The sequence below is a fragment of the Actinoplanes sp. NPDC049118 genome, assembly GCF_040648555.1.
GTDB lineage: Bacteria > Actinomycetota > Actinomycetes > Mycobacteriales > Micromonosporaceae > Actinoplanes.
Map to the genome: position 1 here is coordinate 67739 of NZ_JBEZDY010000021.1, position 23827 is coordinate 91565.

General features: G+C 72.9%; 23 protein-coding genes and 1 tRNA gene. 17 read left to right on the forward strand and 7 right to left on the reverse strand.

Annotated elements, in window-relative coordinates:
* Positions 1-38 precede the first annotated feature (38 nt).
* From AB0B58_RS29515 to AB0B58_RS29540, 6 genes are all read left to right on the forward strand, one after another.
* Entirely contained in the window at positions 39-578 is a 540-nt protein-coding gene (locus AB0B58_RS29515) for a sigma-70 family RNA polymerase sigma factor (RefSeq protein ID WP_360230148.1), read from the forward strand.
* Between the two features lie 74 nt (positions 579-652).
* Positions 653-1144 (forward strand): MauE/DoxX family redox-associated membrane protein, encoded by a 492-nt coding sequence (locus AB0B58_RS29520; protein ID WP_360230150.1) that lies wholly within the window; start codon positions 653-655, stop codon positions 1142-1144.
* On the forward strand, positions 1141-1872 hold the full coding sequence (locus AB0B58_RS29525) for a thioredoxin domain-containing protein (protein WP_360230152.1): 732 nt from the start codon (positions 1141-1143) through the stop codon (positions 1870-1872). The genes AB0B58_RS29520 and AB0B58_RS29525 overlap by 4 nt, the downstream gene beginning before the upstream one ends.
* Positions 1869-2852 (forward strand): hypothetical protein, encoded by a 984-nt coding sequence (locus AB0B58_RS29530; protein ID WP_360230154.1) that lies wholly within the window; start codon positions 1869-1871, stop codon positions 2850-2852. The genes AB0B58_RS29525 and AB0B58_RS29530 overlap by 4 nt, the downstream gene beginning before the upstream one ends.
* The gene (gene bcp, locus AB0B58_RS29535; RefSeq protein ID WP_360230156.1) at positions 2849-3319 is read left to right on the forward strand and encodes a thioredoxin-dependent thiol peroxidase; all 471 of its coding nucleotides are present in this window, start codon (positions 2849-2851) and stop codon (positions 3317-3319) included. Before AB0B58_RS29530 ends, bcp begins: the two co-directional genes overlap by 4 nt.
* 79 nt (positions 3320-3398) lie before the next feature.
* Positions 3399-5051, forward strand: a complete 1653-nt coding sequence (locus AB0B58_RS29540; RefSeq protein WP_360230158.1) for a methyl-accepting chemotaxis protein — start codon at positions 3399-3401, stop codon at positions 5049-5051.
* A 79-nt stretch (positions 5052-5130) separates the two neighbouring features.
* Here the strand turns inward: AB0B58_RS29540 and AB0B58_RS29545 are convergent, their stop codons facing one another.
* Positions 5131-5505 carry a nuclear transport factor 2 family protein gene (locus AB0B58_RS29545; RefSeq protein ID WP_360230160.1) on the reverse strand — a complete coding sequence of 125 codons (375 nt, stop codon included), beginning with the start codon at positions 5503-5505 and terminating at the stop codon, positions 5131-5133.
* Positions 5506-5576: 71 nt separating this feature from the next.
* Here AB0B58_RS29545 and AB0B58_RS29550 point away from each other — a divergent pair, with 71 nt between their 5' ends.
* The 3 genes from AB0B58_RS29550 to AB0B58_RS29560 all read left to right on the forward strand — a co-directional run bounded on the left by AB0B58_RS29550 (position 5577) and on the right by AB0B58_RS29560 (position 6917).
* Complete coding sequence (locus tag AB0B58_RS29550; protein ID WP_360230162.1) at positions 5577-6152, forward strand: PadR family transcriptional regulator; 576 nt, start codon at positions 5577-5579, stop codon at positions 6150-6152.
* A 91-nt stretch (positions 6153-6243) separates the two neighbouring features.
* Positions 6244-6327 (forward strand) — tRNA-Leu (locus tag AB0B58_RS29555).
* A 71-nt stretch (positions 6328-6398) separates the two neighbouring features.
* The gene (locus tag AB0B58_RS29560; RefSeq protein ID WP_360230164.1) at positions 6399-6917 is read left to right on the forward strand and encodes a GNAT family N-acetyltransferase; all 519 of its coding nucleotides are present in this window, start codon (positions 6399-6401) and stop codon (positions 6915-6917) included.
* Positions 6918-6920: 3 nt separating this feature from the next.
* Here the strand turns inward: AB0B58_RS29560 and AB0B58_RS29565 are convergent, their stop codons facing one another.
* Positions 6921-7841, reverse strand: coding sequence for an expansin EXLX1 family cellulose-binding protein (locus AB0B58_RS29565; protein WP_360230166.1), 921 nt, complete (start codon positions 7839-7841; stop codon positions 6921-6923).
* A 43-nt stretch (positions 7842-7884) separates the two neighbouring features.
* A complete protein-coding gene (locus AB0B58_RS29570) occupies positions 7885-8688 on the reverse strand; it encodes an MOSC domain-containing protein (protein ID WP_360230168.1) in 804 nt (267 codons plus the stop codon).
* A gap of 150 nt (positions 8689-8838) precedes the next feature.
* On the opposite strand from AB0B58_RS29570, the gene AB0B58_RS29575 reads away from it, so the two are divergent.
* From AB0B58_RS29575 to AB0B58_RS29610, 8 genes are all read left to right on the forward strand, one after another.
* On the forward strand, positions 8839-9687 hold the full coding sequence (locus AB0B58_RS29575; protein ID WP_360230170.1) for a MurR/RpiR family transcriptional regulator: 849 nt from the start codon (positions 8839-8841) through the stop codon (positions 9685-9687).
* Between the two features lie 11 nt (positions 9688-9698).
* Positions 9699-11330 carry a urocanate hydratase gene (hutU, locus tag AB0B58_RS29580; protein ID WP_360230172.1) on the forward strand — a complete coding sequence of 544 codons (1632 nt, stop codon included), beginning with the start codon at positions 9699-9701 and terminating at the stop codon, positions 11328-11330.
* Between the two features lie 73 nt (positions 11331-11403).
* Positions 11404-12579, forward strand: coding sequence for an allantoate amidohydrolase (locus AB0B58_RS29585; protein WP_360230174.1), 1176 nt, complete (start codon positions 11404-11406; stop codon positions 12577-12579).
* Positions 12576-13853, forward strand: coding sequence for a formimidoylglutamate deiminase (locus AB0B58_RS29590; protein ID WP_360230176.1), 1278 nt, complete (start codon positions 12576-12578; stop codon positions 13851-13853). Before AB0B58_RS29585 ends, AB0B58_RS29590 begins: the two co-directional genes overlap by 4 nt.
* Positions 13850-14998, forward strand: a complete 1149-nt coding sequence (gene hutI, locus AB0B58_RS29595) for an imidazolonepropionase (RefSeq protein WP_360230178.1) — start codon at positions 13850-13852, stop codon at positions 14996-14998. Before AB0B58_RS29590 ends, hutI begins: the two co-directional genes overlap by 4 nt.
* 151 nt (positions 14999-15149) lie before the next feature.
* Positions 15150-16685 (forward strand): histidine ammonia-lyase, encoded by a 1536-nt coding sequence (gene hutH, locus AB0B58_RS29600; protein WP_360230180.1) that lies wholly within the window; start codon positions 15150-15152, stop codon positions 16683-16685.
* A gap of 56 nt (positions 16686-16741) precedes the next feature.
* Positions 16742-18748: a capsular polysaccharide synthesis protein gene (locus tag AB0B58_RS29605; protein WP_360230182.1), complete on the forward strand. Its 2007-nt coding sequence runs from the start codon at positions 16742-16744 to the stop codon at positions 18746-18748.
* A gap of 10 nt (positions 18749-18758) precedes the next feature.
* Positions 18759-20135: a tryptophan 7-halogenase gene (locus AB0B58_RS29610; protein ID WP_360230184.1), complete on the forward strand. Its 1377-nt coding sequence runs from the start codon at positions 18759-18761 to the stop codon at positions 20133-20135.
* Here the strand turns inward: AB0B58_RS29610 and rdgB are convergent.
* Genes rdgB through AB0B58_RS29630 form a run of 4 tightly spaced genes read right to left on the reverse strand, consistent with a single transcriptional unit; the run spans position 20110 to position 23544 of the window.
* A complete protein-coding gene (gene rdgB, locus AB0B58_RS29615) occupies positions 20110-20721 on the reverse strand; it encodes an RdgB/HAM1 family non-canonical purine NTP pyrophosphatase (protein ID WP_360230186.1) in 612 nt (203 codons plus the stop codon). The two genes, AB0B58_RS29610 and rdgB, sit on opposite strands and share 26 nt — an antisense overlap.
* Entirely contained in the window at positions 20718-21446 is a 729-nt protein-coding gene (rph, locus tag AB0B58_RS29620) for a ribonuclease PH (protein ID WP_360230188.1), read from the reverse strand. The genes rdgB and rph overlap by 4 nt, the downstream gene beginning before the upstream one ends.
* Positions 21447-21471: 25 nt before the next feature.
* Complete coding sequence (locus AB0B58_RS29625; RefSeq protein ID WP_360230190.1) at positions 21472-22740, reverse strand: glycosyltransferase; 1269 nt, start codon at positions 22738-22740, stop codon at positions 21472-21474.
* Positions 22741-22797: 57 nt separating this feature from the next.
* Positions 22798-23544 (reverse strand): MBL fold metallo-hydrolase, encoded by a 747-nt coding sequence (locus tag AB0B58_RS29630; protein WP_360230192.1) that lies wholly within the window; start codon positions 23542-23544, stop codon positions 22798-22800.
* Positions 23545-23827 lie beyond the last annotated feature (283 nt).

The following is a 23827-nucleotide window of genomic DNA, read 5'->3' on the forward strand; positions in this document are numbered from 1 at the left end:
AGCTCGGACAATTCTGTCCGGGCGTAACATCTGCGGTTGTGACGGCGCCTGATCCACTCGACTCGCTCGCCCTGCGGGCGCGGGCCGGCGACGCACGCGCGCAGGTCGCGTTCGTGCGCGCCACCCAGCCCGAGGTGTGGCGGTTCACCGCCGCGCTGGTCGACCCGGGCTCCGCCGACGACCTCACCCAGGAGACCTACCTGCGCGCCTTCAAGGCGCTGCCCGGCTTCGAGGGCCGCGCGGCGGTGCGCACCTGGCTGCTCGGCATCGCCCGGCGCACCTGCGCCGACCACCTGCGGGCCGTCGTGCGCCGGCGCCGCCTCGACGCCCGGCTCGCCGCGCAGGCCTGGACCGACATCCCGCAGCAGAGCGACCCCGCGCACCGGCTCGGCGCCGCCGACCTGCTGAGCCGCCTCGGCCAGGAGCGCCGCACCGCGTTCGTGCTCACCCAGGTGCTCGGCATGTCCTACGCGGAGGCCGCCGAGGTCGAGGAGGTCCCGGTGGGGACGATCCGGTCGCGGGTGGCCCGCGCCCGCGAGGAGCTCGTGACCGCGGTCGCCGCGGCGCAGGCAAGCTGATCGGCGCACTCAGCCGATACACAGGCGTTCCGCGGAACCAAGGTGCGGCGAGCGCCGACTAAGGGGGCGTGAGCATGGAGACGACGCAGTCTGCCCGTACGACGGCGGTGTGGCTCTGGATCTCGACGGGGGCCCGCCTCGGCCTGGCCGCGGTGTGGCTGGTCGCGGGCTTCCGGAAGGTCGGTGACCTGGCCGGGTCCGGGCGCTCGGTGAACGCCTATGAGATCTTCCCGTACGAGGTTGCCAAGATCATCGGGGCGGCCCTGCCGTTCCTGGAGATCACGCTCGGCCTGCTGCTGCTGGTGGGGCTCGCGGTGCGGCTCAGCGCCGGCATCTCGGCCGCGCTGCTGCTGATCTTCATCGCGGGAATCAGCTGGGCGTGGGCCCGAGGCCTGCAGATCGACTGCGGCTGCTTCAGCCAGGGCGGGACACTGAGCGCGGGTCAGACCCCGAAGTACGCCCTCGACATCGCCCGTGACGTCGTCTTCCTCGTGCTCGCCGGGGTCCTGCTGTGGCGGCCGCGGACCCGCTACTCGATCGACGGCGTCTTGATGGGGGAAGAGTGAGCGGCAAGGACAATCGGGACCGGACCAAGGCCAAGCGGGTCGTCCAGGAGCAGCTGGCGCGCGAACGCCGCCGGCGGGTCACGCTCTGGACCAGCCTCGGCGTCGTCGCCGTGCTGGTCATCGCCGGCCTGATCGGCTGGGGCTTCGCCGCCAGCCAGGAGAGCGAGAAGACCGCCGGCCTCACGACGCCGAGCGTCGCGGTGGACGAGGGCACGGCGTTCGCGGTCGGCACCGGCCCCGTGAAGATCGACATCTACGAGGACTTCCTGTGCCCGGCCTGCCGGGACTTCGAGGCCGCGGCGCAGACCACGATCGACCAGCTCGTCGCCGAGAACAAGGTGACGGTGCTGTACCACCCGATCGCGATCCTGGACCACCTCTCGACCACCGAGTACTCGACCCGGTCCGCCGCCGCCTCGGCCGCGGCCGCGCAGGGCGGCAAGTTCGCCGAGTACCACCGGGTGCTCTTCGCCAACCAGCCGCCGGAGGGCGGCGCGGGCCTCGACAACGCCAAGCTGATCGAGCTGGGCCGGTCCGTCGGCCTGACCGACGCCGCGTTCGCCGACGCGGTCGACGACGGCACCTACGAAGCCTGGGCCACGAAGGTCACCGACACGGCTGCCTCGCGGGGCGTGAACAGCACGCCGACCGTGCTGGTCGACGGCAAGGACCTGGAGAACCGCACGCCGCAGGGGCTGAGCGCGGCGGTGGAGGCGGCCGGCGCGTGAGGCGTACCGCCCTGTTCGGCGCCGTGCTGGCCGGCGCGTTGCTCGTGCCGGCCGGCCCGGCCCGCGCACACGGCGGGGACGCCCCCGACGCCACGTCGTACCGCACGGAGGTCAGCGGGATCAGCCCCGCCGAGCCCGGGCTGACGGTACGGGCCGTCGAGGCGGGCGCGCGGCTCGAACTCGTCAACGGGACCGGCCGGACCGTCGAGGTGCTCGGCTACGACGGTGAGCCCTACCTCGAGGTGCGGCCGGACGGCGCGTTCGAGAACGTGAACTCGCCGTCCACGTACCGGAACCAGACCCTCGCCGGCGACACCCCGGTGCCGCCGGGCGCCTCGCCGGCCGCGGCCCCGCAGTGGCGCCGCGTCTCCACGGAACCGAGCGTGCGCTGGCACGACCAGCGCACCCGGTGGCTCGGCGAGGACCCGCCGCCGCAGGCGCGGGCCGACGAGTCGCGCAGCCACAAGCTGCGCGACTGGGTGGTACCGCTGCGCGAGGGGGTGCGCACCTTCGAGGTCCGCGGGACCCTGACCTGGGAGCCGCCCCCGCCCGCCTGGCTGTGGTGGCTGGGTGCGCTCGCCCTGGGCGCGGGCCTGACCGCCCTCGGCCTGCGCCACCCGCGCTGGATCGGCCCCGTCGCGGTGGTCGCGGGCATGATCACCCTCGGGTACGCGGCGGCGCGCACCAGCGTCGGCGTGAGCGGGCAGGCACCGGCGTACGTGGCCGCGGTGCTCGCCCTGATCGCGGGCGTGCTGACCTGGCTCGGGCGGGCGCCCTTCGTGCTGGCCCTCGCCGGCGCCGTGCTGGCGGTCTTCGGCGGCCTCGCCGACGTCGGCGTCTTCACCCAGGCGGTGGTCTCGTTCCCCGGCCCGTCCTGGCTCGCCCGCACCGCGGTGCTGGTCGCCATCGGCACCGGGGTGGGAATGGCGGCGACGGGCTTGCTGCTGCTGCGTTCGGCCCCGATATCTTCGGACGCATGACTGAGCGCCTCACGCCGGGTGACCCGGCCCCCGAGTTCACCCTGACCACCGACACCGGCGACACCCTCACGCTGAAGGATCTCCGCGGCCGCAAGGTCATCCTGTACGTCTACCCGGCCGCGATGACGCCGGGCTGCACGAAGCAGGCCTGCGACTTCCGCGACTCGCTCGGCTCCCTGCAGGCGGCCGGCTACGAGGTCGTCGGCATCTCCCCGGACACCCCGGCCAAGCTGGCCAAGTTCCGCGAGCGCGACGCGGTCACCTTCCCGCTGGTCAGCGACCAGGACAAGAGCGTGCTGACCGCGTACGGCGCTTTCGGAGAGAAGCAGCTGTACGGCAAGACGGTCACCGGGGTGATCCGCTCGACGTTCGTCATCGACGAGAACGGCGCGATCGAGCGGGCCCTGTACAACGTGAAGGCGACGGGTCACGTGGCCAAGCTGCGCCGGGATCTCGGTATCGACTGACTACCGCCGCAAACTTCGCGGATCCTGAGGGGCGATGCCGATTAGTGCGGCAACCACCGTTCCCGCTACGGAGACGCCGATGCCGAAAGTCAAGCTGCCCCGCCGCTCCCGCAAGGCGAACCCCTCCGCCAAGGCGGGCGCGCGCGGTGGCTTGCTGCGCAACCTGCGCGTGTCGCAGAAGTTGTTCGTGTCCTTCGGCGTACTCAGCCTGCTGGTCGTCACCATAGGCATGGCCGGTGGCATCGCGCTGAGCAACGCGAACGGCCGGCTCGAGAACATGTACGACAACAACCTGCAGTCCGTCGCCCGGATCGGCCAGGTCCGCGCCGACGTTCAGCAGGCCACCTCGCTGTCGTCGAAGCTGATCCTGCGCTCGCCCCTCTCGGACGTCAGCAGCGTGCAGACGGCGATCAAGCGGCTGGACACCGGCATCGACAACAACTGGGCGGCGTACTCGAAGAACCCTTCGGACGGCACCAAGTCCGACATGGCCGCCTTCGCCGCCGCCCTGGCCCAGTACCGCAAGATCCGCGACGAGCAGCTCGTCCCGGCGGCCAAGACCAACAGCCTGAGCACCTACCTCGGCGTGCAGAACAACTACATCGACCCGCTCACCAGCAAGATCACGGTGGCGCTGAACAACCTCGCCGGCATCGAGGACAAGGCCGCGCAGCAGCAGATGGCGGCCGCCCGCAGCAGCGCCACGTCGGCGCGACTGCTCACCGGGGCGCTGATGGGCGTCGCGCTGGCCTTCGCCGTGGTCATCGCCATCGTGGTCAGCCGGGCGATCGCCCGCCCGCTCGGTGAGACCGTGAAGGTCCTGGAGGCGCTCGCCGAGGGCCGGCTGGACCAGCGCCTCACCGTCCGGGGCCGCGACGAGGTCGGCCGCATGGCCGAGGCGCTGAACACGGCACTCGACCGGCTCACCGCGGCGCTGAGCGACATCGGCGCGAACGTCACCACGCTCGCCTCCTCGTCCGAGGAGCTGACCGCGGTCGCCGGCCAGATGAACTCCTCCGCGGCCCGCTCGGCCAGCCGGGCGCAGGCGGTCTCCACCGCCTCCGGGGAGATCAGCAACAACATCCGCACGGTGTCCGCCGGCGCCGAGGAGATCGGCAGTTCGATCACCGAGATCGCGCTCAGCACGTCCAGCGCGGCCGACGTGGCCGGTCAGGCCGTGCGCATCTCCGGCGACGCGGGCGCGATCCTGCAGAAGCTGGGCGAGTCCTCCGCCGAGATCGTCTCGGTAATCAAGATCATCACTGGCATCGCCGAGCAGACGAACCTGCTCGCCCTCAACGCGACAATCGAGGCCGCCCGCGCCGGCGACGCGGGCAAGGGCTTCGCGGTCGTCGCCGGGGAGGTCAAGGAGCTGGCACAGGAGACGGCCCGGGCGACCGAGGACATCCGGACCCGGGTCGGCGCGATCCAGACCGACTCGTCCGCGGCGGTCGCGGCGATCGCCGAGATCGGCGCGGTCATCGACAAGATCAACGCGACGCAGACCGCGATCGCGGCCGCGGTCGAGGAGCAGACGGCGACGACCAACGAGATGAGCCGCAACGTCGGCGAGGTCGCGTCCGGCTCCCAGCAGATCTCGTCGAACGTGGCCGAGGTCGCCGAGGCCGCGGCGGAGACGACCAACGCGGCGGCGAACACGGCCGAGGCCGCCGACGAACTGGCCCGCGTGGCCCACGAACTGCAACAGAGTCTGGCGATGTTCCGCTACTGATCCCTCCGGGGACCGCCGACCCACGGCGGCCGTCATGCGGCTTGATCCGCAAGGCGGCCGCCGTGCCGTGTGCGGTGGGTCAACGCCCGGCGGCGAGCTTCGCCTTCATCGCCTCGGCGAGGGCCAGCGCGCCGTTCAGCGGCCGGACCATCACCGTGAACTCGTCGATCAGGCCGTCGTCGCCGCGATGCAGGAAGTCGCAGCCCTCGACCTGCCGCTCGCCGATGTTCGCCCGGAACACGAGCGCGTGATCGGCCGCGTCCGGCGCCCCGATCTCACGCACGTACGTGAAGTCCTCGAAGACCTCGATCACCGCGCGCAGGACGACGGCCACGGCCGCACGCCCCTCGTACGGAGTGAAGGCGATCGGGCTGTGGAAGACGACCTTGTCGGCGAGAAGCGCGACGGCGGCGTCGATGTCCCGTGCTTCGACTGCGGCGCGAAACGGATGCACGGCCACTCCCTTATACTCAACAAATTGAATAGGTGCGGATGACGCTAACCCTAGGACCGGAGGCTGTCCAGATGTCACTGCGCCACGCCGTCCTGGCGGCCCTGCTCGAAGGCGAGGCCTCCGGCTACGAACTGGCCAAGCGCTTCGACGTCTCGGTCGCCGAGTTCTGGTCGGCCACTCCGCAGCAGCTCTACCGCGACCTGGACCGGCTCGAGGCGGACGGCCTCGTGAACGCCCGCGTGGTCGAACAGCGGCGGCGGCCGAACAAGCGGGTCTTCTCCCTGACAAACGCGGGGCTCGCGGAACTGCACGCGTTCACCGCGGAGCCGGCCCGGCCGCCCGCGATCCGGGACGAGCTGATGGTCAAGGTGCAGGCCGCGGACGTGGGCGACGCGGAAGCGCTGCGCGGCACGGTGGCCGCGAGGCTCGCCCGGTCCCGCGAGAAGCTGGCGCGGTACGACCGCATGCGCGACAAGCTGTTGGACGGCCGCGCCGAGGACGACTACCTGCGGGAGAACGACCGCATCGGCCCGTACCTGACCCTGATGGCCGGCCGCCGGTACGAACAGGCCAACATCGACTGGTCCGAAAGCACCCTGAAAGCCCTGGAGCACCGACGGGCCACACCGTCGCGGCCGGACTCGTGACCGGCGTACCGAGCGCGGACGCGGCCGGGAAGGTCAAATTCCGGGCCACCGTCTAGACTCATGCCCAAGAATTGCCGAGTAGGCAATTTCGGCGGAAGTGGCGTAATTGGCAGCCGCGCTAGGTTTAGGTCCTAGTACTCGAGAGAGTGTGCGGGTTCGAGTCCCGCCTTCCGCACCCCTGTGGTGCCGCGCACCATCCTCCATACCGTCGCCGGGCCGCGGGCGGCGAGCGCGAGGATGGCGGGCATGACGTTGTCGTTCGTGCTTGATCCGCCGTTGACCGACACCCTGCGCACGCAGATCGTCGAGCTCTGGGCCGAGGTCACCAACGCCGGCGGCGCGGTCGGTTTCGTCGCGCCGGTGACCGCCGGCGACGTGCGGCCGGTCGCCGAGGCGGCCTTCGCCGGGGTCGAGGCCGGCGTCGACCGGCTGCTCGTCGGGGTGGACGGCGGCCGGCTCGTTGCGCTGCTCTTCGTCGTCGACAACAGGTTCGAGCTCAAGGCGCACTGGCGCGTCCTCAAGCGGGTCATGGTCGCGCCGGGCAGCCAGGGCCGCGGTTACGGCGTCGCGCTCATGCGGGAGGCCGCCGCGGTGGGTCGCAAGATGGGCCTGACCGGCCTGCAGGTCACCCTGCGGGACGGCCACGGCCTGGACGCCTTCTACCGCGGCCTCGGGTACGCCGAGGTCGGCCGGATGCCGGGCGCCCTGCGGGTGGCGCCCGGCGACGACCGCGACGAGGTTCTCATGTGGCTCGACCTGCGCTGAGACTCAGCCGCAGGAGGCCTTGGCGGCCGGCTCCGCCGCGGCCAGGGCCACCTCGTCCGGCGCCGGGGCCGCCTGGGTCGATTCCAGCAGCGGCGCGGCCGGCGATGAGGCCGACGCCGAGGGGCTGGGCGACGAGGAGGCCTTCGAGGGCGTCGGCGAGGCCTTCTTCTTCGCCGGGGCGGGTGCCGCCTCGGTGGACGAGCCGGTGGCGAACCGCACGGAGGTCGTCTGCCGCTTCTGCGGCAGCAGCCTGATGTTGTTCGCGGTGATGGTCTTGCCGTAGATGTCGGTCATCCGGACCTGGAACGGGCCTCCGCCCATCCGCCCGTCGATGATCCAGACGTTGTAGTCCTCGAGCGCCGCCTTCTTCCAGCTGCCGCCCGGCCCCTTGGCCTGCACCGACCTGATCGGATTGGAGTGGTTGTCGATCGTCACGGCCCAGTAGTACTGCGAGGTGCCCTCGACGAAGGTGACGCTCAGCGGGCCCGGCGTCGGCGCGTTCGGCACGGCCCGGTACGTGATCGGGATGATGCCGTCGATCTCCTTGCCGATCCTGTTGAAGGCCGTGCGGCTCAGGTCGATGTGGCCGGCCGCGCACGGCGGGCAGGAGTCGAAGACCTTGACGCGGACCTTGCCCTTGGGCCCGGTCACGTCGAGGTAGGAGCCGCAGGCCATCGCGCCCGAGTACTCGGTCCGGCCGAGGGCGACGTACAGGTCGTCGGCGGGTGGCTTGGTGGAGCAGTTGCCCTGGGTGCCGGCGAGGTCGTAGAACGTCGCCTTGCCCTTGTGCTTGGCGCTGCTCGGTGGGGCCGCGCACGCGGAGCCGCCGTTCTGCAGCAGCAGCGCGACGCCGAGGGCACCGGCGAGCAGCACGGCGCCGCCCGTGGCGAGCCAGCGGGGGGCGAGGAGGCGATGAGCGGTCACGCTGACGCATCCTTCGCGGCGGCGCTACCCGCGGGCAACCTTCCTAAGACAGAGCTAAGGAAGTCTCCCCCGCCCGGATTACCCCGGTGTCACCCGGAGCGAGGTCCGGGATGAGGTTGATGCCGAAGCGCAGCCCGTCGGCGTACCGGCGGTGCCGGCCGAGCGCGCGCAGGGGCTGCCGCCCGACCTCGCCGGTCTCCTGATCGATGGTCGTCACCACGCAGCGCCGGCACGCGTCGGCCGCGCGGAAGGTCACGTCGCCGAGCCGCAGGCGGGAGCCGAGCCAGTCGTCCTCGGCCCAGGGCCGGGCGCCGGTGATGACGACGTTGGGCCGGAAGCGGGTCATCGGCACGGGTTCGTCGCCGGATTCGAGCAGCCAGTCGTTGACCGCGTCGAGGGAGGCGGCGTTGGTGAGCAGCAGCGGGTAGCCGTCCGCGAAGCTGACCCGGTCGCTGGGCAGCGCGTGCGCCGCGATCGGCCGGGCGGTGGCGTCGGCGAGCCAGGCCAGCCGGGCCGGACGGCCGAGGAAGGCCGAGACGAAGTCCGTGGCGGGCAAAGCGATACGCGCGGCAAGTGAGGGTTTCGAGCTGAACACCCGAATTATCTCTTTCGGACCATCTATCGGCTCGTCGACGCGGAACCCGTTCAGCTCCAGCCCACCGGGGCGCGGCACCGGCCGCAACCGGGTCAGCTCCGGCGCCGACCGCTGCGTGATGCCGACCCCGTCGGGGTCGATGATCATCCACCGCCGGTCGCCGGCGAGGCCACACGGTTCCACCAGGGCCTCGTCGTGGTCCAGGCGGTGACCACCCTTGACCGGGTACGTGTGCAGCGAGCTGATCCGCATCCGACCAGGGTAGGCGGGGTGGGCACGCACCCGCGGTCCGCCGGGCGGCCGGGCGGCGGGGTCACGATCACGGGGATCGCGGGCGCCTGCTCCAAGCCGATACGGGCGGCCCCCTAGCGCGGTGAAAGTTTTCATGCATAGTCTGCACTTGTGAATGACAGTGTTGTCAGGACGGCCGAACGCGTGCTGGATCTCTTCCAGGGCGCCCGGCTGACCCCGACGCAGCGGCGGATCGCGCACAGCCTGGTCCAGCACGCCTCCTCCGCGGCGTACCTCTCCGCGGCCGAGGTCGCGGAGCTGGCCGGGGTGAGCCAGCCGTCGGTGACCCGGTTCGCCATGGCGCTGGGCTACCCGGGATACCCCGCACTGCGGCGCGAGCTGCGTGCCCTGGTCGGCGTCGGCGCCGCGCCCGCCGACAACGGCGACAACGCCACGCAGCGGGCGCTGCGCGCCGAGACGCGGCACCTCGAACAGATGGCCGACCAGCTGAGCAGCCTCGACGCGGTGCGCAAGGCGGCCGGGCTGCTGGCGGCCAGCCGGCCGCTGCCGGTGCTGGGCATGCGCGCGGCAGGCCCGCTCGCGGCGTATTTCGGGTACTTCGCCGCAAAGGTGCTTCCGGACGTCCGGGTCCTCGACGGCGGGGGCACGATGCTGCTGGACCGCCTGGACCAGGCCCGGGCGGCCGGGGCGACCGCGATGCTGGCGATCGTGCTGCCCCGCTATCCGCGCGAGACACTTGAACTGATCAGAGAGGCCCGCGCCACCGGCCTCGCCGTCGTGGCGCTCACCGACTCGGCGGTCAGCCCGGCCGCCGAGCACGCCGACGTCGTGCTGCCCGCGCCGGTCGGAACCCAGCTCGTGTTCGACCTGCACACCGGCCCGATGGCGATGGCGATGGTGCTGCTGCAGGCGATGTGCGACGCCGCACCGGAGCAGACCCAGGGCCGCCTGGAGGAGTTCGAGGCGACCGCCTCCCGCCGCCACATCTTTGAAGCGTGAAGGAGCATTCGATGTCGATCCGAGCGTCACGCGGCACCGCCCGTACCGCCAAGGGGTGGCCGCAGGAGGCCGCCAAGCGGATGCTGATGAACAACCTCGACCCCGACGTGGCCGAGCGCCCCGACGACCTGGTGGTCTACGGCGGCACCGGGCGCGCGGCCCGGGACTGGCCGTCGTTCCACGCGATCGTGCGGGAGCTGGACGTGCTCGCCGACGACGAGACGCTGCTGGTGCAGTCGGGCCGGCCGGTCGGCGTGTTCCGCACCCACGAGTGGGCGCCGCGGGTGCTGCTGGCGAACTCGAACCTGGTCGGCGACTGGGCCACCTGGCCGGAGTTCCGCCGCCTGGAGAAGCTCGGCCTGACCATGTACGGCCAGATGACCGCCGGCTCCTGGATCTACATCGGCACGCAGGGCATCCTGCAGGGCACCTACGAGACGTTCGCGGCCGTGGCGGCGAAGCGCTACGGCGGCGACCTGGCGGGGACGCTCACGCTGACCGCCGGCTGCGGCGGGATGGGCGGCGCACAGCCGCTCGCCGTGACGATGAACGGCGGCGCCTGCCTGATCGTGGACGTGGACGAGTCCCGGCTGCGCCGCCGGGTCAAGGACCGCTACCTGGACACGGTGGCCGCGGACCTGGACGACGCCGTCGCGCAGGCCGAGGCGGCCAGGCGTGACCGCGTGGCGCGGAGCATCGGCGTGGTGGGCAACGCCGCGGAGGTCTTCCCCGAGCTGCTGCGCCGGGGCGTGGCGATCGACATCGTCACCGACCAGACCAGCGCGCACGACCCGCTGAGCTACGTGCCGATCGGCGTCGACGTCGCCGACGTCGCCGACTACGCCGCGGCCAAGCCGGAGGAGTTCACCGACCGGGCCCGGGCGAGCATGGCGGCGCACGTCGAGGCCATGGTCGGCTTCCTGGACGGCGGCGCCGAGGTGTTCGACTACGGCAACTCGATCCGCGGCGAGGCCCAGCTCGGCGGCTACGAGCGGGCGTTCGCCTTCCCCGGCTTCGTGCCCGCGTACATCCGGCCGCTGTTCGCCGAGGGCAAGGGCCCGTTCCGCTGGGCCGCCCTCTCCGGCGATCCGGCCGACATCGCCGCCACCGACCGCGCGGTGCTGGACCTCTTCCCCGAGAACGAGCCGCTGGCCCGGTGGATCCGGATGGCCGGCGAGCGGGTCGCGTTCCAGGGGCTGCCGGCGCGGATCTGCTGGCTCGGCTACGGCGAGCGCGACAAGGCCGGGGTGCGCTTCAACGACATGGTCGCCCGCGGCGAGGTCTCCGCCCCGCTGGTCATCGGCCGCGACCACCTCGACGCAGGCTCCGTCGCCTCGCCGTACCGCGAAACCGAGGCGATGCTGGACGGCTCGGACGCGATCGCCGACTGGCCGCTGCTCAACGCTCTGATCAACACCGCGAGCGGGGCCAGCTGGGTCTCGATCCACCACGGCGGCGGCGTCGGCATCGGCCGCTCGATCCACGCCGGCCAGGTCTGCGTCGCCGACGGCACAGCGCTGGCCGGCCAGAAGATCGAGCGGGTGCTCACCAACGACCCCGGCATGGGCGTGATCCGCCACGTCGACGCGGGCTACGAGTCGGCGGCCGCTGCCGGCGTGCACATCCCGATGAGGGACGCATGAGCGAGCTTGCGAGCGAATCATCGGCTCAGTGTCTGACTCATGCCATCGCCGGAGCGCCAGCGGAGGTGAGGGCGTGAGCGCGGCCTTTTCGCGGCTCTGGGGTGAGATCGCGCCGATCGGGCGCGACGACAAGGGCGGCTATCTCCGGTACGCATTGCGCGAGCCGGAGCTGATGCTGCGCGACTGGTTCCGCAACCAGGCCGGCCGGCGGGACATGACGGTGACCGACGACGGCAACGGCAACCTGTTCGCCTGGTGGGGCACGCCGTGGGCGCCCGGCACCGTGCTGACCGGCTCGCACTTCGACTCGGTGCCGCACGGCGGCGGCTACGACGGGCCGCTCGGCATCGTCAGCGCGTTCCTGGCCGTCGACCGGCTCCGGGAGCTGGGTGTCACCCCCGCCCGGCCGATCGGCGTGGCCGCCTTCGTCGAGGAGGAGGGTGGCCGCTTCGGCGTGCCCTGCCTCGGCTCCCGGCTGCTGACCGGCGCGATCGACCCGGACCGGGCGGCGGCCCTGGTCGACCGCGACGGCGTGACGTTCGGCGAGGCGCTCGGCGCCCGGCCGGCGGGGGCACTGCCCCTGCTGCCCGCCCGGGTGAGCGCGGTGGTCGAGCTGCACATCGAGCAGGGCCGGGCCCTGCAGGTGCCGGTCGGGGTCGCGAGCGCGATCTGGCCGCACGGCCGCTGGCGGATGGACTTCACCGGCGACGGCGACCACGCGGGCACCACCCGGATGATCGACCGGCACGACCCGATGCTGACGTTCGCGTACACGGTGCTGGCCGCCGACCGGGAGGCGCGGCTCGCCGGGGCGCACGCCACGATCGGCCGGGTCTCGGTCGAGCCGAACGCCACAAACGCGATCCCGTCGCTGGTCCGCGGCTGGCTGGACGCCCGCGCGGCGGACACGCCGACCCTGGATCGCCTGGTCGAGGCCGTGGTGAAGCAGGCGGTCGAGCGGGCCGGCCAGGATGGCACGCAGGTCGCGGTCGAGCCGGAGTCGGTCTCGCCGGAGGTCGCGTTCGACACCTCGCTGGCCGGGCGGCTGTCCGCCCTGCTCGGCGACGCGCCGATCCTGCCGACCGGCGCGGGTCACGACGCGGGCGTGCTGTCGGCGCACGTGCCGACCGCGATGCTCTTCGTCCGCAACCCCACCGGGGTCTCGCACGCCCCCGCCGAGCACGCGTCCGATGAGGACTGCGGGGCCGGCGTCGAGGCCCTGGCCACAGTCCTCGCGGAGCTGACATGACGTATTTCGCGGAGCATGCGTGGGTCGGCGGGGCCGTCGCGCGCAACGTGCGGATCGAGGTGGGCGACGGCCGGTTCACGGCGGTGACCCCGGACTCCGCGCCCGGCGGCACCCGGCTGCCCGGCCTGGTGCTGCCCGGCCTGGCGAACGCGCACTCGCACGCGTTCCACCGGGCGCTGCGCGGCCGCACGCACGGCGACCGCGGCAGCTTCTGGACGTGGCGCGAGCTGATGTACTCCGTCGCCGGGCGCCTCGACCCGGACAGCTACTTCGACCTGGCCCGGGCCGTGTACGGCGAGATGGCCCTGGCGGGCATCACCTGCGTCGGCGAGTTCCACTACCTGCACCACGGCCCGGACGGCACGCCGTACGACGACCCGAACGCGATGGGCGGCGCGCTCATCGAGGCGGCCCGCGAGGCCGGCATTCGGATCACGCTGCTGGACACGCTCTATCTGACGTCCAGTGTGGACGGCAAGCCGCTCGAGGGTGTCCAGCGCCGCTTCGGCGACCGGGGCCTCGACGGCTGGGAGGACCGGGTCGCCGCGCTCCGGCCCGCCCCGCACGCGCTGATCGGCACCGCGGTGCACTCGGTACGGGCCGTCCCCGCGCGGTTCCTCACCGGGCTGGCCGGACGCGCACCGCTGCACGTGCACCTGTCGGAGCAGCGCGCCGAGAACGACCAGTGCCGGGCCGTGCACGGCTGCACCCCCACCGAGCTGCTGCTGCGGCACGGCATCCTCGGCCCGGGCACCACCGCCGTGCACGCGACCCATCTGACCGACGCCGACGTCAAGGCGCTCGGCGGCAGCGGCACGAACGTCTGCCTGTGCCCGAGCACCGAGCGCGACCTGGCCGACGGGATCGGCCGCGGCCGGGACCTCGCCGACGCGGGTGTCGCGCTGAGCCTCGGCAGCGACAGCCAGGCCGTCATCGACCTGTTCGAGGAGGCCCGCGGCGTCGAGCTGGACGAGCGGCTCGCCACCGAGCGGCGCGGCCACTTCTCCCCGGCCGAGCTGCTGGCGGCGGCGACCGCACACGGCTCGCTGGGCTGGGCCGACGCCGGCCGCATCGCCGTCGGCGACCGGGCCGACCTGGTCGCGGTCTCGCTGGACAGCGTCCGCACGGCCGGGGTGGACCCGGCGGGCGCGGTCTTCGCGGCGACGGCCGCCGACGTCACCCACGTGGTCGCCGACGGCCGCCTCATCGTGGACGGCGGCCGGCACACCGGCTTCGACGTGGCCGCCGCCCTCCGAAAGGCGCTACCGCGATGAGCCTGCTGATCACCGACATCGGTGAGCTGGTCACCAACGATCCGGAGACCGGGTTGCTGCGCGACGCGGCCGTGGTCGTCGACGGCGGCCGGATCGCCTGGGTCGGGCCGCGGCGCGGCGCACCCGACGCCGACGAGCGCCTCGACGCCGGCGGCGCCGCGGTCATCCCCGGCTTCGTGGACAGCCACGCACACCTCGTCTTCGCGGGCGACCGGGCGGGCGAGTTCGAGGCCCGGATGAACGGCGAGCCGTACACCGGCGGCGGCATCCGCACGACCGTCGCCGCCACCCGTGCGGCCGGCGACGACGAACTCCTGGCCGGGGCGCGGCGGCTCGTGCTGGAGGCGCGGCGGCAGGGCACCACCACGGTCGAGATCAAGAGCGGCTACGGCCTGAGCATCGAGGACGAGGCCCGCAGCCTGCGGATCGCCCGGCAGCTCACCGACGAGACCACGTTCCTGGGCGCGCACGTCGTCCCGGCCGAGTACGCCGACGACCCCGACGGCTACGTAGCGCTGGTCAGCGGGCCGATGCTCGAGGCCGTCACGCCGTACACGAAATGGATCGACGTCTTCTGCGACCGGGGCGCCTTCGACGGCGACCAGGCCCGGGAGGTGCTGACCGCGGGCGCGCGGGCCGGGCTGCAGCTGCGGGTGCACGCCAACCAGCTCGCCGCCGGGCCGGGCGTGCGGCTCGCCGTCGAGCTCGGCGCCGCCAGCGCCGACCACTGCACCCACCTGAGCGACGCCGACGTGGCCGCCCTGGCCGGCTCCGAAACCGTCGCGACGCTGCTGCCCGGCGCCGAGTTCTCGACCCGCTCGCCGTACCCGGACGCCCGCCGGCTGCTCGATGCCGGGGTGACCGTGGCGCTGGCGACGGACTGCAACCCGGGTTCGTCGTACACGTCCTCGATGCCGTTCTGCCTGGCGCTGGCCGTCCGCGAGATGCGGATGACGCCGGCGGAGGCCCTCTGGGCCGCGACCGCGGGCGGCGCCCGGGCGCTGCGCCGCGACGACGTCGGCGTCGTGCGCACCGGCGCGCGCGCCGACCTCGTCGTCCTCGACGCCCCCTCCTACCTGCACCTGGCCTACCGGCCGGGCGTTCCCCTGATCCAGACAGTTCTGCACGACGGAGTGCCCCAATGAGCGAGCTATGCGAGCGAATCATCCATTCAGTGTCTGACTCATGTCATCGCCGGAGCGCCAGCGGAGGGGATGGCATGAGCGAGCTTGCGAGCGAATCATCAATTCAGTGTCTGACTCAGGTCGTCGCCGGAGCGCCAGCGGAGGTGACGGCATGAGCGTTTTTGTGGAACCTAGCGGCGTCACGCCCGCCGACGTCGTAGCGGTCGCCCGCCACGACGCGCGGGTCGAGCTTTCCGAGGCCGCGTGCGAGGCGATGGCCCGCAGCCGCGACATCGTCGAGACGATCGAGGCCTCCGGCCGCCCGGTGTACGGCGTATCAACCGGTTTCGGCGCCCTGGCCAACACGTCCATCGCCCCGGAGCGCCGGGCCGAGCTGCAGCACGCGCTGATCCGCTCGCACGCGGCGGGCGTCGGCGCGCCGATGCCGCGCGAGGTGGTCCGCGCGATGATGCTGCTGCGGGTGCGCTCGCTCGCCATGGGCCTCTCCGGCGTCCGGCCGGTGCTCGCGCAGGGCCTGGTCGACCTGCTCAACAACGACATCACGCCGTGGGTGCCGGAGCACGGCTCGCTGGGCGCCTCCGGTGACCTCGCGCCGCTCGCGCACTGCGCACTGGTGCTGCTCGGCGAGGGCTGGGTGCAGGGCAAGGACGGCGCGCGGATGTCTGGGGCCGACGCCCTGCACGGCGCCGGGCTGGAGCCGCTGGAGCTCGCCGCCAAGGAGGGCCTGGCGCTGATCAACGGCACCGACGGCATGCTCGGCATGCTGCTGTTGGCGATCGAGGACGCCTCGCACCTGTTCGCGATGGCCGACGTGACCGCGGCGCTGGCGATCGAGGCGATGCTCGGCTCGGAGCGGCCCTTCATGCCCGAACTGCACGCCATCCGGCCGCATCCCGGGCAGGCCGACTCGGCGGCGAACATCCACCGGCTGCTGCAGGATTCGGCCATCATGGACTCGCACCGCCACGACCTTGCGCACGCCGTGCAGGACGCGTACTCGATGCGCTGCGCGCCGCAGGTGGCCGGCGCGGCCCGCGACACGCTGGAGTTCGTCCGGACCACGGCCGCGCGGGAGCTGCGCTCGGTGGTGGACAACCCGGTCGTGCTGGCCGACGGCCGGGTCGAGTCCACCGGAAACTTCCACGGTGCGCCGCTGGGCTTCGCCGCGGACTTCCTCGGCATCGCCGCCGCCGAGGTCGGTGCGATCGCCGAGCGCCGCGTCGACCGGCTGCTCGACGTGACCCGCTCCCGGTCGCTGCCGCCGTTCCTGGCGCCGGACGCGGGCGTCAACTCGGGCCTGATGATCGCCCAGTACACGGCCGCCGGGATCGTCGCGGAGAACCGGCGGCTGGCCGGCCCGGCGTCGGTCGACTCGCTGCCGACCAGCGGCATGCAGGAGGACCACGTCTCGATGGGCTGGGCCGCGGCGAAGAAGCTGCGGACGATCCTGGACAACCTGACAAGCGTGCTCGCCGTCGAACTGCTCGCAGGGGTGCGCGGCATCCAGTTGCGGGCCCCGCTGACGCCTTCCCCGGCCGGGCGGGAGGCCGTCGCCGCGGTGGCCGCGTTCGCCGGTGAGCCCGGTCCGGACGTGTTCCTCGCACCGGTGATGGAGCAGGCCCGCGGGGTCGTGGCGGGCCACGCGCTGCGGGGTGCGATCGAGACCTCGGTGGGCCCCTTGCGTTAAGTGACGTTGACCCCGTGGGGTGGTTGCCCGAAACGAACCGGGGCTAGCTTGCAACGATGCGTCCGAACACCACAGGCCTGAGACGCCGCCTGGCCAGGGCCGGCCAGGCGGCGACCGGCAGCCTGCGGCTGCCCGCCCGGCCCGCCGTGGCGCCGGCTCCGGTCGTCAATCTCGCGCCCAACCCGTCGTTCCGGTCGGGGCACGCGGACGGCGCGTTCGATCGGCCGCTCGATGCGGACGGCGTCTACGTGCACCCGCACAGCACGGCCCGCTCGGCGCCGGTGCCCGGCCTGGGTGTCACCGGCGCCCTGGTGACCGGCTCCGGCGCGAACAACGACAGCCACATCGCGCCGGGCGGCCGGGACGAGGCCGGCGACCTGCGGCTCGGCATGCGGGCCGGTGGCACCTACACGGCCAGCGTCTCGGTCTTCCTGCCCGGGCCGCTCACGGGCGCGCTCAACCCGTACGCGCTGCGGATCATCCCCGGCTGCGTGCGGGGCGGCGCGGCGAACTTCCACCTGACCGCGTCGCCGCCGGCCCGCAACGAGTACGGCGACCACCGCGTCAGCGTCACCTTCACCCTGCCGCGGAACGCCACCGCGGCCTGGGTTCGCCTGCTCGCGGGGATGTCGCAGGGCCACGGTGAGGTGTATTGGCACTCGTTCGCGCTTACCGAGGGTGAGCAGCCGGTCGCGTACTTCGACGGCGACACCCACGACGACGGGTTCTTCACCTTCGAATGGCTCGGCGATCCCGGCGCCTCGCCGTCGCGGCGCACGCTGCGGCCGTACCGGGAGATCCTCGCCCGGACCGGCCGCCAGGCGATCGCCGACGAGGCCGCGCGCCTCGGGCGGGCCGGCGAGGCCGCCGAGGCCGACGCGCTGGTGGCCGGCCTGGCCGCCCGCAAGGACCCGGTGTACCGGCTCGCCGCCGCGCGCCGCCTGGTGGACCGCGGTGAGTACGCCGCGGCCCGGCACGCCCTGAGCAAGATGATCAAGGTTGGCGACGGGGCCGGGGACGCCGCCCTCGAGCTCGGCCGCCTGCACGAGAGGAAGCGCGACTGGGCCGGCGCCGAGCGGCACTACCGGGACGCGGCCGCCAAGCGGCCGGACGACGGCGAGCGCTTCTACCGCCAGGCCTACATGCTGGACAAACTCAAGCGCCGCGACGACAGCAAGAAGGCGGCCCGCCAGGGGCTCGCCGCCGACGGTGGCCTGCCGTTCGATGGCCCGGCCGTGCTGGACCTGGACGTGAAGTGCTTCGGCGCGCGCCGCGAGGTCGGCCTGTTCCTGGCCGAGCACCTCGATCAGATCCGCAGGCAGGCCCGCCACCGCCTGGACCGCCCGGCCGCCACCGCGCTCGAGATGCCGATCTTCATCTACTGGGCGCAGGGCTTCGAGGCCGCGCCTGCGCTGGTGCGGCGCTGCGCGGAGACCCTGCGGGCGAACAACCCGCGGGCGCAGGTGCACGAGTTGTCCGACGCGAACCTGGCCTACTACGTCGACATGCCCCCCGACCTGGTCGACGCGCTGGGCGACAACAAGACCAACTTCTCTGACCTGCTCCGCCTGGCGCTGCTCGAGAAGTTCGGCGGCATCTGGGTCGACGCGACCGTGTACGCACCGGTGGCGCTGAGCGAGCCGGTGGAAAGGGCGCTCGGCGACAGCCACTTCTTCGCCTTCAATTACCACGGACCGTACATTTCGAACTGGTTCCTCGCCGCCCGGCCCGGCAGTTACGTGGCGCACCTGTGGCGCGCGGCGATGTATCTGTGGTGGGAGAAGCGCGGCGAGCTGATCGACTACTTCCTCGCGCACCATGTCTTCGAGATGCTCTACCACCTCGACGCCGACTTCGCCGCGGAGTGGGACAAGGGCAACCGGATCAGCACCCGGCCGGCGCACGCGTTGCAGCAGGCGATGCTGCAGCCGTACGACGCCGCGGAATTCGGCCGCCTGCTGGACGGCTCGTTCGCACACAAGCTGCGGTACAAGTACCAGCCGCAACAGGTGACGAGCGGGTCCTGCCTCGCTCACCTCGTCCGCGGGGACCATCGGCCGTAGGCTCTCCACTATGGAGGGGACCGCGGTCGTCATCGGCGCGGGCATGGGTGGCCTCGCCGCCGCCCGGGTGCTGAGCCGGCGATACGCCGCCGTCACGGTCGTCGACCGCGACACCCTGCCCGCGGGCGCGGAGCCACGCCGCGGGGTACCGCAGGGCCCGCACGCCCACGTCCTGCTGGTCTCCGGGCTGCGCGTGCTGGCCGGGCTCTTCCCCGACCTCGAGGACGAGCTGCTCGCGGCGGGCGCCACCCGGTTCGACTTCGGCACCGGCATGTGCACCTACCGGTACGGCCGCCGCTGGCCGGCCGAGCCGACCGGCCTGGAGCTGACCTCGCTGAGCCGGCCGAAGCTCGAGGCGATGATCCGGGCCCGGGTGGGCCGCGAAACGGGCGTGACTATCCGCGACGGTGTCGCGGCGACCGCGCTGACGGGCTCCGGGGACGCGGTGACCGGGCTCGTGCTCGACACGGGCGAGACCCTGCCCGCCGACCTGGTCGTCGACTGCTCGGGGCAGGGCAGCCGCTCGGATCGCTGGCTCGCCGCCCTGGGCCTCCGGGCGCCACGGCAGGTCGAGGTCAAGATCGGCGTCTCGTACACGAGCCGCGTCTACCGGCGCCGGCCGGGTGATCTGGAGGGCTGGCGGGCCGCGCTGGTGCTGCCGGACCCGCCGCACGAGAACCGGTCCGGGCTGGTGCTGCCGATCGAGGACGGCCGGTGGCTGGTGTCCGTCGGCGGCTGGCACGTCGATCCGGTGCCGGGCGTGGAGGCCTTCACCGCGTACGCGAAAAGCCTGCCCGATCCGATCGTGGCCGGCGTGATGGAACGCGCCGAGCCGCTCGGCGACCCGCTGGGGTTCCGCTACCCGTCCAGCCGGCGCCGGCTCTTCGAGGAGCTGGACCCCCTCCCGGCCGGTTACGTCGCGCTCGGCGACGCCGTGTGCAGCTTCAATCCGATCTACGGCCAGGGCATGACGGTCGCCGCGATGGAGGCGGTCGCGCTCGGCGAGGCCCTGGACCGGCACGGCTCGGCCAGCGCGGCCGCCGCCGGCGACTTCTACCGGGCCGCCGCCGAGGTGATCGCCGTGCCGTGGCGGTTCTCGGTCGGTGCCGACTTCGCATATCCGCAGACCGCCGGCCCGCGCCCGCGCGGCACCCGCGTCACCAACTGGTACGCCAGGCGGTTCGCGGTGGCCTCGCAGTCCGCGCCCGAGCTCAACCGGGCCTTCTACCGGGTGCAGCAGCTCGTCGGGCCGCCGCGGGAGCTGTTCAGTCCCGCGGTGGTCGCGCGGGCGCTGCGGCCCGGCGTCCCCCGCCTCGGCCGCTCGGCGCGCGGCAGAACCTCGGACGGGCCGGATCGGTACCCTACCGAGGAAGCTCCTTGGCAATGACCTTGGAAAGCGCGCGGAACGCCTGGCCGCGGTGGCTGATCGCGTCCTTCTCCGCCGGGCTCAGCTCCGCGTTGGTCCGGCTCTGCGAGTCGCCGAGGAAGACCGGGTCGTAGCCGAAGCCCCCGGTGCCGCGCCGCGCCCGCAGGATCTGGCCACGCTGCCGGCCCTCGACCAGGTGCTCGCGGCCGTTGGGCAGCACCAGCGCGGCCGCGCAGACGAAGGCGCCGCCGCGGTGCTCGTCCGGCACGTCGCCGATCTGGGCCAGGACCAGGTCCAGGTTGGCGTTGTCGTCGCCCCCGCCGGACCAGCGGGCGCTGAAGACGCCGGGCATGCCGTTGAGCGCGTCGACGGACAGGCCGGAGTCGTCGGCGACGGTCGGCAGGCCGGTCCGCGAGGCACCCTCGCGGGCCTTGATCAGCGCGTTCTCGCCGAAGGTCAGCCCGGTCTCCGGCACGTCCGGGTAGCCCGGGAAGTCGCCGAGCCCGACCAGCTCGATGCCGCCGGATCCCAGCGCGGAGTCGAGGATCCGCTGCAGCTCGAGCAGCTTCTTCGGGTTCGCCGTTGCCAGCAGGAGGCGAGCGGTCACGAGGCCAGGGCCTTCTGCTGAGCGGCGGCCAGCTCGGCGCAGCCGAGGACACCGAGGTCGAGCAGCGCGTCGAGCTGGTCGCGGCGGAAGACGTTCGCCTCGCCGGTGCCCTGCACCTCGACGAAGTCGCCGTCGCCGGTGCAGACCACGTTCATGTCCACCTCGGCGGCGACGTCCTCGAGGTACATCAGGTCGAGGCGGGGCTCGCCGTCGACGACGCCGACGCTGACGGCCTGGATCGAGCGGTGCATGACCGCGGCCGGCTTGCCGGCCAGCGACTTGCGCTCGGCGAGCCAGGACACCGCGTCGTGCAGCGCCACGTAGGCACCCGTGATCGCCGCGGTCCGGGTGCCGCCGTCGGCCTGCAGCACGTCGCAGTCCAGCACGATCGAGTTCTCGCCCAGGGCCTTCAGGTCGATGCACGCCCGCAGGCTGCGGCCGATCAGCCGGGAGATCTCCTGGGTGCGGCCGCCGACCCGGCCCTTGACGCTCTCCCGGTCGCCGCGGGTGTTCGTCGCGCGCGGGAGCATCGCGTACTCCGCGGTGACCCAGCCAAGGCCGGAACCCTTGCGCCAGCGCGGAACGCCCTCGGTCACGCTGGCGGTGCAGAGGACCCGGGTGTCGCCGAACTCGACGAGCACCGATCCCTCCGGATGGATGCTCCACCGGCGGGTGAGGGTCACGGGTCGGAGTTGGCCGGGCTCTCGGCCGTCAGGTCGCGCCATGGCCAAGAGCCTAGGGGGATCGCCGCTACAGCGCGTCGCCGGGTGCCGCCGCCCAGGGACGGGACGCGGCGGCCGCGACCGCGGGCGCGGCCGGGCGCAGCGCCCTCTCGGACGCCGCGGCGGGCGCCTGCTGCCGGGCCACGACGGCTGAGCTGCGGTCCGACGGCACGGCATCGTGCGCGCGCAGGAATCCCTCGACGGCCTGCGGCCAGCCGAACAGCTCGGCGCGGGCCCGGGCGGCGGCGCGCCGCTCGACCTCCGGTCGTTCCATCAGCTTGCGTACGCCCTCGGCGAAGGCCTCCGGCGTGCCCGGCACCGCCATGCCCGCCTCGCCGACGACCTCGGGCAGGGCACTGGCCGCGTTGACCACCACCGGCGTGCCGCAGGCCAGGGCCTCGAGCGCGGCGAGCCCGAACGTCTCCACCGGTCCCGGCGCCACGGCGACGTCGGCGCTGGCCAGCAGCGCGGCCACGTCGTCGCGGTCGGAGATGTGCCCGGCGAAGCGCACGGGCAGCCGGGCGGACCGGTAGGCCAGGGCGGCGCGGCGGGAGCCGTCCCCGGCCATGACCAGCACGGCCGGGGCCTTGGCGGCCCGCAGCGCGGCGACCGTGTCGACCGCCAGCTCGGGGCGCTTGTCCGCGGAGAGCCGGCTGCAGTAGACGACGAGCAGCTCGTCGGGGCGGGCGTACCGCGAACGGACCGCGGCGTCGGCGCGGCTCGGGTGGAACTGGCGCAGGTCGACGCCGAGCGGCACCTCCACCAGGTTCGGCACGCCGAGGCGGCGGAACTCGGCCGCGGCGAACGCCGTCGTGCAGACGATCTGGTCGAAGGCCTCGGCGGTGCGCCGGTTGAGCCGGTCGGCGAGCGAGTCGCGCGCCGGCATGCCCCAGACGCCGAGCAGGCCCGCCAGGCTCTCGTGGGACACCATCATCGAGCCGACCCCGCGGTCGCGGGCCCAGCGACCGGTCCAGCGCAGCGTCGCCCGGTCGGAGACCTCGAGCCGGTCGGGCTCCAGGTGGTCGAGCAGCCGGGTCAACTCGCGGCGCGAGGCCAGCACGCGGTAGCCGCCCGTCCGGGGCAGGCGGTGGCCCGGCAGCGTGATGACGCGGCCCTGCGAGGTCATCTCGTCGGAGCGCTCGCGCCCGGGGACGATCAGGATGGGCTCGTGACCCGCCCGCAGATAGCCCTCGCCGAGGTTACGCAGCGCGGTGCGCAACCCGCCCGACCGAGGTGAGACGAAGTTCGCCAGTCGGACGATGCGCAGTCCGCGCTCACCCACCGATCGACCGCTCATGCAAGCCCACTCCAGAGTCACTTGTCGGTGGTCCGTCGTGCCGTCCCCTCGGCAGGCTCAGAGATCGTAGCGGGCGCCCGGGCGGACGACCTCCACCGGACCCGCGTAAGCCGCCGAAGCGGCCTCCACAGTAGACGCCTCGCTGACCCAGGCGGGAACGAGATGGGTCAGCAGAAGCTTGCGCACGTCGGCCTTGGTGGCCGCCTCGCCCGCCTCACCGCCGGTCAGGTGCAGGTCAGGCGGGTTGTCAACGCCGTCGAGATAGCTGGCCTCGCAGAGGAAGAGGTCCGCGCCCTGCGCCAGGCGCAGCAGCGACTCGCACGGCGCGGTGTCCGACGAATACGCCAGGACCCCGCCGTTGTGCTCGACTCGGACGCCGTACGTCTCGATGGGATGGTTGACCCGGTCGACGGTGACCGTGAGCGGGCCGATCGGGAAGGTGCCGGGCTGCAGGGCGTAGAACGTGTACACGTCGTCGACCGGCTCGTTCTCCGTGCTGTACGCCGCCGAGATGCGCTCCGCGGCGCCCATCGGCGCGTAGACCGGCAGCGGGGGCATCGGGCCGCCCGGTGCGTAACGGCGCACGACGACGTAGGTGCACGCGTCCAGCATGTGGTCGCAGTGCAGGTGGGTCAGCAGGATGGCGTCGACGGCCCCGATGCCCGCGTAGCGCTGCAGCGCCGAAAGCGACCCGGAGCCGAAGTCGATCAGCAGCCGGAAGCCCTCGGCCTCGACGAGGTAGGCGGAACAAGCCGCCTCGGGGCCGGGAAAACTGCCGGCACAGCCGAGAACGGTCAGTCGCATATGGGTACCTCTGGTTCACGCTCGGTCGTCCACTCGCCCAAGTTCCCTGCTCCTTGAAAGACGCTTGCCCCCAAGAATCGGCCCTCGGTCGAGACGGCAGACCAGTCAATCACGCTGCGCAGCCTACGCCGGGACCAGCACGTCACATAAACGTCTGGTCGATTTGTCGCTAAATCGACAACGTAAGTCACACCCGGCGTGAGCTGGGTCATTTTCTCGTCCGTTACGCCAAGTGAGTCAATTCCGTTGCACAGGGTGAAGTAACAACACCGGTCAAATCGGA